The following is a 7,652-nucleotide window of genomic DNA, read 5'->3' on the forward strand; positions in this document are numbered from 1 at the left end:
TTCCGAATGGTCCCGTCCGCCCATCCTCCGCGCAACTTAGGTAATGCGATCTTGTCTTGCCGGCCGATGCTGGTTAACGTGCCTAAGTGGTCGACGGCCGGTCGATCCGCCCATTACCCCCAGTCGAGGGAGAATGCGATGGAATTCCGGGTTCTAGGGTCCTTCGAGATCATTCAGGCGGAAGAGAACATCGCCCCGACCGCGCCGAAGCCGCGCCAGGTCGCCGCGCTGCTCGCGCTGCGCCGCAACTCCGTCGTCCGGACCTCGGAGCTGATCGACGAGCTCTGGGAGGACGATCCGCCGGTCAGCGCGATGACCACCCTGCAGACGTACATCTACAAACTGCGGAAGATCTTCCAGCGGTGCGGCGCGGGAGAGGTCCTGCAGACGCGGCCCGCCGGTTACATGCTCAGCGTCCCGGACGAGGACGTCGACCTCCACTGGTTCGAGCAGGCGATCAAGGAGGGGCGGGCGATCCTGGACCGCGGCGACCCCGTGCGGGCGGCGGAGATCCTGGCCGACGCGCTCGCCATGTGGCGGGGGCCCGCGCTGGTCGACGTGCTCGCGGGCAACCTGCTGTCGGCGTACGTGGCGCGGCTCGAGGAGGTCAGGTTCCGGGCGCTGGAACTGCGGATCGAGACCGACCTGCGGGTCGGCCGCCACCTGGAGCTGATCGGCGAGCTGAAGTCCCTGGTGGTCAGGTACCCGCTGCACGAGGGCTTCCACACGTCCCTGATGACCGCCCTGCACCACTCCGGACGCCGCTACGAGGCGCTCGACGTCTACCGGACGCTCCGCGGCAACCTCGTGGAGCAGCTCGGCCTGGAACCCGGCCGGGAGGTCCGGCAGCTGCACCAGGGCCTGCTCTCGGCCGACCTGCCCGCCCCCTCGGCGATCGAGCCGGGGCCGGGGCCCGTCCGCGCGCCCGCCGGGGAGCACGCGGACGAGCCGGCGCCGGCGCGGCTCCCCGCGGACCCCGAGTTCGCGGGCCGCGGGACCGACGTGGCGGAGGTCTGCGAGCAGGTGGCGGCGCCGCCGCCGGAGCCGTGCGGCGCCGGGCGGGTCACCGTGATCAGCGGGATGCCCGGGGTGGGGAAGACGGCGCTGGCGGTGCACGCCGCGCACCGGGTCCGCTCCGCGTTCGCCGACGGGCAGCTCTACGCGGACCTCCGGGGGTCGACCGACCGCGCCCGCGACCCCGCCGAGGTCCTCCACTCCTTCCTCAGCGCCCTCGGCTTCCCCGCGCACCAGATCCCGGAGGGCCTGCAGGACCGCAGCCGCCTGCTCTCCTCCGCGGCCGCCGGCCGGGGCCTCCTCATGGTGCTGGACGACGCCGCGTCGGCCGCCCAGGTGCGGCCGCTGCTGCCCGGCGGCACGCGGTGCGCGGTGGTCGTCACCAGCCGGCGCAGGCTGGAGGGCCTGCCGGGCGCACGGAACATCGAGATCGACGTGCTGAACCGGGCGGACGGCATCGAGCTGCTCGCCCGCATCATCGGCGGCCCCCGCATCCGCAGGGAGCGGGACGGCGCCGAGCTGCTGGTCGACGCCTGCGACTCCCTGCCGCTGGCGCTGCGCTGCATCGGCGACCGGCTCGCCGCGATGCCCGGCTATTCGCTGGGCCGCATGGCGGAGGAGCTCACCCGCACGCCCCAGCGCCTCCCGGAACTGCGGTTCGGCGATCTCGACCTGCGGTCCAGGTTCGACTCCAGCTACGAGCGGCTCGGCGACCGCGAGCAGGGCGCCTTCGCGCTGCTCAGCATGCTGCCGTCGGAGTTCACCGCCGACACGGCCGCCGACCTGCTGGGCTGGGACGTCGCCGAGGCCCGGCGGACCCTGGACCACTTCCTGAGCCACCACCTGCTGCGCTGCGCCCAGGAGAACGGCACCGTCCGCTACCGGTACCCCAAGCTCGCCCGGATGTACGCGCGGGAGCGCCTCACGTCCCTCGTCCAGACCGGTGACGAGCGGCCGGCGCGGAGCCCGGCCTCGATGGCGTGATCACCGGTGCTCGATCGACCTTCGACCCGGCACCGGCAGCCTTGCGGTGTGAGGCTGATAGTCACCGGCGGCGCGGGTTTCATCGGGTCCCATTACGTACGGTCGGCGCTCGCCGGGCGGTACCCGGCGCTCGCGAACGCGCACGTGACCGTGCTCGACAAGCTGACCTACGCGGGCAACCCCGCGAACCTCCCCGCGGACGACCCGCGGCTGACGTTCGTCCGCGGGGACGTCTGCGACGGCGAGCTGCTCAGGGACCTGCTGCCCGGCCACGACGCCGTCGTGCACTTCGCCGCGGAGTCGCACGTGGACCGCTCCGTCTCCGGATCGGCGCGGTTCATCGCGACGAACGTCGAAGGGACGCACACCCTCCTCGAAGGCTGCCTGCGGGCGGGCGTCCGCCGGTTCGTCCACGTCTCCACCGACGAGGTGTACGGGTCCATCGACCAGGGGACGTGGCCGGAGGGGCACCCCCTGGAGCCCAACTCGCCCTACTCCGCGTCCAAGGCGGCCAGTGACCTGATCGTCCGGGCGTTCCACCGGACCCACGGGCTCTGGACGTCGACCACCCGCTGCTCGAACAACTACGGGCCCTACCAGCACCCCGAGAAGCTGATCCCGCTGTTCGTCACGAACCTCCTGGACGGGGAGGACGTGCCGCTCTACGGCGACGGGAGGAACGTGCGCGAGTGGCTCCACGTGGACGACCACTGCCGCGCGGTCCAGGCGGTGCTGGAGCGGGGCGGCCCGGGGGCGACGTACAACGTCGGCGGCGGCGTGGAGCTGTCCAACCTCGAACTCACCCGCCTGCTGCTGGACGCCTGCGACGCGGGCTGGGAGCGGGTGCGCTTCGTCCCCGACCGCAAGGGACACGACCAGCGGTACGCCGTGGACGGATCGAAGATCGCCGGGGAGCTCGGCTTCCACCCGCGCGTGCCCTTCCTCCGGGGGCTCGCCGAGACGGTCCGCTGGTACGCCGCGAACCGGGAGTGGTGGGAGCCGGTCAAGCGGCGTCCCGCGGTCGTGGACGCCGGCGCGCCCTCCTGAGCCGGGGGGGTCCGCGCCTTCCGAGGCCGTGGTGCGCCGCCTTGAACCGGAACGAATCATCACTGATTTCGTTCGCCTCGCTGACCAGGAGATATATCCGAAGAAAATTGATGGCGTCTCGCTGACCTGGCAGGACGACACGGCGTGATCAATGTTCGAAGCGAATGGGCCGCCGCCCCCGCCACCGCTGGGCCCACCTGCACGGAAGCGGTGAGAGTGCGGTGCGCGGGTCCTGATCACGAAGTCACAAGGTGTGGTTGAGAACGGCCTTAACGGTCATAACGGTCTTAGCGGCTGGCGAGGTCAGCGGCTATCGTGCACGCAAAGACGGACTTCTTGCCCAGGGGACATCGTGGCAGAGAGACCTTCCTCGTGGCCGGGGCATACCGGCCCGGCCGCGGCCTCCCGCCTGGAAGCCGACCGGGCCGAGATCGTGGCCGCCTACGAGCGGGTCCTGGACGAGCTGGGCGGTCCGGTCGCCGCGGACCGGGTGGCGCGCGGGCAGCTCGTCGCGAACGCGGAGCGGGTGCTGACGGACGTCATCGGCAGCCTGCGCGCGGGCGCCGTCCAGGTCGCCGAGGGCTCGGAGCCGAGGGTGCCGGAGCCCAGGGTCCCCGAACCCCGGATGCCGGAGACCGCGGCGATGCGCGCCGCCGCCCCCGGCCCGCGGCCGCAGGAGTCGGTGCGGACGGGTGCCGTGTTCTTCGACGTCGTCCAGCGCGAGCTGGTCCGCCGCCTGGATCCCGAGGGGGAGTCCTTGCCCCTCCTCATGCTCGCGTCCCGCGCTCTTTACCAAAGCATTACCTGTAGTGGGGGACTCCTCGCCCATGAGGGGTACTTGCGCGACATGCTTCGCCAGGCGCAGGTCGAGGAGAGGTGCCGCATCGGGCGGGAGCTCCACGACCGCGTCGGCATGTGGCTGAGCGCGGCCTACCGCCAGCTCGAACTGTACGACCTCGACAAGAACAGCAAGGGCCCCTGCCCCGAGACGGAGAAGCGCCTTACCGCGGCCTACGGCGCCGTCCAGGAGGCAATGCGGATCCTGCGGGACATCACCTCCGATCTGCGTTTCTGCGAGTCGTCGAACTGCCTGGAAAAGGCGCTGCGGACGGCGTTCGAGGCCCTGGCGACAGACGACGCGGTCGTCCAGCTGAAGGTCAACGGCGACGAGATGTGGGCGTCGCCCGCGGTCAAGGACGAGTCGTTCCTCGTCGTCCGGGAGGCCGTCCGGAACGCGTTGGTCCACGGCATGGCCGAGCTGGTCCTGGTGCGCGTCGACATCGCGCCGCACGAGATGCGCATCTACGTCGACGACAACGGGGTCGGCTTCGACCCGGACCAGGCCACGGGCTCGGACGGGGTGGGACTGTCCACCATGCGCGAACGCGCGGAGCTCATCGGCGGCACGATCACCGTGTCGAGTACGCCGGGGCAGGGCGCCCGCGTGGAACTTTCCATACCGCTTCCAGGAAGCGAGAACGATGCAGCCTGACCAACCCGAGACGACCGTCCTGCTCGTGGACGACCACGCCCTCGTCCGCGAGGGCCTGCGGGAGATCCTCGGCTATCAGGACGACATGGTCGTCGTGGGGGAGGCGGGAGACAGCCAGGGGGCCGTGGAGCAGACCGCGGAGAAGCGCCCCCACGTCGTCCTGCTCGACATCGAGATCCCCGGCGACGACGCCACCACCACGGTGGCCAGGATCCGCGAACGGTCGCCGCACACCGCCGTCCTCATCCTGAGCATGTACGAGGGACCGGAGCTGCTGCAGAGCCTCCTCGACGTCGGCGTGCGGGGCTACCTGCTGAAGAGCGTGACCAAGCAGGAACTGGTGTCGGCGATCCGCAGCGTCCGCTTCGACAAGGACCGCGTCGTCGTGTCGGTCTCCAGGGAGAGCATCGCCGGGAGCGGCCAGAGCGATCCGGGCGGCCCCCCGATGATCCTCTCCGACCGGGAGCGCGAGGTCCTGGAGCTCACGGCCCAGGCGCTGAGCAACCGGCAGATCGCGGCGCAGCTGTCGCTCACCGAGGCGACCGTCAAGCGGCACCTGCGCAACATCTTCGTGAAGCTGGGCGCGGCCTCCCGGATCGACGCGGTCAACAAGGCGGTGGAGGGGGCCCTGATCGAGGTGGGGGAGCGGCGCCAGGCGGCGGCGCACCGCTAGCCGCGCGGCGGCGCCGGCCCGGGTGGCGGCGCGCCGGCGATCGACGCGGGCGGGAACAGGGCCGCCAGGTGGTCGCACTCGGCGGCGGTGAGCCGTATCTCGGCCGCGGCCGCGTTCATCTCCAGGTGCAGCCGGTCGCGGGTGCTCGGTACCGGCGTGATGTCGTCGCCCCGGCACAGCAGCCAGGCCAGCGCGAGGCGGGCGAGGCCGACGTCCCGGTGCGCGGCCATCTCCTCGGCCGCCCGCAGCAGCCGCACGTTGCCCGGCAGGTTCTCCGGCCGGAAACGGGGATCGCCATGGCGGGCGTCGCCCGCGGCGAGCTGGGCCGCCGAGCGGATCCGGCCGGTGAGGAAGCCGCGGCCGAGCGGGCGGCAGGCGAAGACCGCGATCCCGCGCTCCCTGGCGGCCGGCAGGCACTCGGCCTCGACGCGCCGCTCCCACAGGGAGTACTCGGCGGCGAGCGCGGCGACCGGATGTACTGCGTGGGCGCGCCGCAGCTGCTCGGCGGAGGCGCCGGACAGGCCCACCCAGCGGACCTTGCCGGACGCGACGAGCCCGGCGAGTTCCCCCATGCTCTCCTCGACGGGGACCCCGGGGTCCACTCCGGCGAGGTAGTAGATGTCGATGTGGTCGACGCCGAGGCGTTCGAGCGAGGCGTCACAGGACCGCCTGAGGTGTCCGGGCGTACCGTCGAGCCGCGTCCCCAGGCCGCCGTGCGCGGGCCGGAACCCGCCGGAGGTGGCGATCACGGCCTCGTCCCGCCGGCCGGCGACGGCGCGGCCGACGAGCCGTTCGGCCCTCGCGACGTCGTCGCCGGCCACGGCGTCGATCAGGGTCACGCCGATGTCGAGCGCGAAGCGGATCGTTTCGATGCCCGTCGCGTCGTCCACCGGCCCGGATCCTCCGGTCAAGGCGAGCGTGCCCAGTCCAATGGGCTTCGAGGCCGGGCCGGCGTCGCCGAGCTTCCTGACGTGCATCTCCTCCTGACCAGTCCGTGGTGAGGGGTGCTCGCGAGCCGGCGCAGGGCGCGCGCGCATTACCGCCACGCCCCGAGCGGCAGTCGTAAATCACATTGTGGCCAGAAGAACTGGGTTTTGGAAGCCGATTCCGCAAGCCGTCCCCGGAAACCGCCTGCGGCAGGCCGATGACCAGCACCGGGCAATGGACAAAACGTTCAGCGGGCTTTCAGGTCCGCGGCCCGGCAGCCGGATCCGGGCAGCGCGTTCGACCGTGCGGCCCGCGCGGTTGAACGGCTGCGGAGCTCGATCCGGTGCCTGGGATCCGCCCTGGTCAGCGCGCTCCAGAGCGGAGCCCGACGCTCTGAAGGATCATGCCGGGCAAAGGGCGTCCCGGTGAATCTTCCCCATTCCAGGTGGGGGGCAGCGTCCTAGCGTCGCTCTAGCCTGGCACGACGGCCGCGGGGCAGCCTGGCGGCCGGTGGAGAGGCGGGATTGCTTATGGACAAAGCCGTGGAAAAGGCCATCGAGTGCATTTGGGAACGGTACAACGAGCCGCTGTCCCTCGCGGAGATGGCGCGGAGCGCCGCGCTCAGCCGCTTCTATTTCGCGCACCGGTTCAGGGACGAGACCGGAACGACCCCCGCCCGGTTCCTCGCCGCGGTCCGCATCCACCAGGCCAGGCTCCTGCTGCTGGACACCGCGATGAGCGTGGCGGAGGTGTCGTCCGCGGTCGGATACGGCAGCCTCGGCTCGTTCACGAGCGGCTTCACGGCCGGTGTCGGGGTCTCGCCGGGCCGGTTCCGCCGCCTGTCGCGGACCGGCGGGTTCGGGTCGCCCCGCCCGCGCCCGTCCGGGCGCCCCGGCACCGGCACCGGGGCCGTCGCGGGGACGGTCAGCCTGCCGGAGGGCCGCGGGAACGCGCGCGTGTACGTGGGCGCCTTCCGGACCCCGATCCTCCAGCATCCGCCCGTCGCGGGCATGGTCGTCGACGTGCCCAGCGGCCGCCCCACGTGCTACCACCTCGCGGACGTGCCCGAAGGCACCTGGTACGTGCACGCGGTGGGAACGGCGGACGGGGTGGGGCCCGACCCGCCGTCCCAGCGCTGCTCGCTCGTCGGCAGGCACGACGCGGTGCCGGTGACCGGAGACGCCGTCACGAGCGCCGCGGTGCGCCTGCACCGCCCGCGCCCGGTGGACCCGCCGGTCCTGCTGGCGCTACCCGACCTGGAACCGCCGCCCGCCCGAACCGGGGCCGGCTGCCCCGTCATCGGCTCGCACCCGAAGGCCGCCGTCTAACGCACTGTCGGGCCGGTGTCCGCACTACGCCTGATGTGCGGCGGCGACGCTTCGGGCGGTGCCGAACCAGTGGGTCAGTGCGTGGGTGAGGTCGTGGTCGGTGCCGGGGTGGGTCCAGGCGATGTAGCCGTCGGGTCGGATGAGTGCGGCGTCGAGGCCGGGTGCGGGTGGTTCGGTGGCGGTGATG

Annotated in this window: 7 protein-coding genes; 5 read left to right on the forward strand and 2 right to left on the reverse strand. The window is 72.2% G+C overall.

The features are described 5' to 3' along the window. Positions 1–138 precede the first annotated feature (138 nt). The 4 genes from IEZ03_RS22690 (at position 139) to IEZ03_RS22705 (ending at position 5,210) form a co-directional block, all read left to right on the forward strand. On the forward strand, positions 139–1,998 hold the full coding sequence (locus tag IEZ03_RS22690) for an AfsR/SARP family transcriptional regulator (protein WP_184885741.1): 1,860 nt from the start codon (positions 139–141) through the stop codon (positions 1,996–1,998). A gap of 48 nt (positions 1,999–2,046) precedes the next feature. Next, entirely contained in the window at positions 2,047–3,045 is a 999-nt protein-coding gene (gene rfbB, locus IEZ03_RS22695; RefSeq protein ID WP_184885739.1) for a dTDP-glucose 4,6-dehydratase, read from the forward strand. 352 nt (positions 3,046–3,397) lie between these two features. After that, the gene (locus IEZ03_RS22700; protein ID WP_184885737.1) at positions 3,398–4,537 is read left to right on the forward strand and encodes a sensor histidine kinase; all 1,140 of its coding nucleotides are present in this window, start codon (positions 3,398–3,400) and stop codon (positions 4,535–4,537) included. After that, positions 4,527–5,210: a response regulator transcription factor gene (locus IEZ03_RS22705; RefSeq protein ID WP_184885735.1), complete on the forward strand. Its 684-nt coding sequence runs from the start codon at positions 4,527–4,529 to the stop codon at positions 5,208–5,210. The genes IEZ03_RS22700 and IEZ03_RS22705 overlap by 11 nt, the downstream gene beginning before the upstream one ends. Here the strand turns inward: IEZ03_RS22705 and IEZ03_RS22710 are convergent. After that, the gene (locus IEZ03_RS22710) at positions 5,207–6,187 is read right to left on the reverse strand and encodes an aldo/keto reductase (protein ID WP_184885733.1); all 981 of its coding nucleotides are present in this window, start codon (positions 6,185–6,187) and stop codon (positions 5,207–5,209) included. The genes IEZ03_RS22705 and IEZ03_RS22710 overlap by 4 nt on opposite strands. 480 nt (positions 6,188–6,667) lie before the next feature. On the opposite strand from IEZ03_RS22710, the gene IEZ03_RS22715 reads away from it, so the two are divergent. After that, a complete protein-coding gene (locus IEZ03_RS22715; protein WP_184885731.1) occupies positions 6,668–7,465 on the forward strand; it encodes a helix-turn-helix transcriptional regulator in 798 nt (265 codons plus the stop codon). 24 nt (positions 7,466–7,489) lie between these two features. Here the strand turns inward: IEZ03_RS22715 and IEZ03_RS38880 are convergent, their stop codons facing one another. After that, entirely contained in the window at positions 7,490–7,651 is a 162-nt protein-coding gene (locus tag IEZ03_RS38880; protein WP_373293672.1) for an aromatic-ring hydroxylase C-terminal domain-containing protein, read from the reverse strand. Between the last annotated feature and the right edge of the window lies 1 nt (position 7,652).

It is taken from the genome of Actinomadura livida (assembly GCF_014648675.1).
GTDB lineage: Bacteria > Actinomycetota > Actinomycetes > Streptosporangiales > Streptosporangiaceae > Spirillospora > Spirillospora livida.

What these genes read in the sequence shown, in the direction of transcription:
- IEZ03_RS22690 (WP_184885741.1), top strand. Translation starts at nt 139, where the DNA reads ATGGAATTCCGGGTTCTAGGGTCCTTCGAGATCATTCAGGCGGAAGAG.
- IEZ03_RS22705 (WP_184885735.1), top strand. Translation starts at nt 4,527, where the DNA reads ATGCAGCCTGACCAACCCGAGACGACCGTCCTGCTCGTGGACGACCAC.
- IEZ03_RS22710 (WP_184885733.1), bottom strand. Translation starts at nt 6,187, where the DNA reads ATGCACGTCAGGAAGCTCGGCGACGCCGGCCCGGCCTCGAAGCCCATT.
- IEZ03_RS22715 (WP_184885731.1), top strand. Translation starts at nt 6,668, where the DNA reads ATGGACAAAGCCGTGGAAAAGGCCATCGAGTGCATTTGGGAACGGTAC.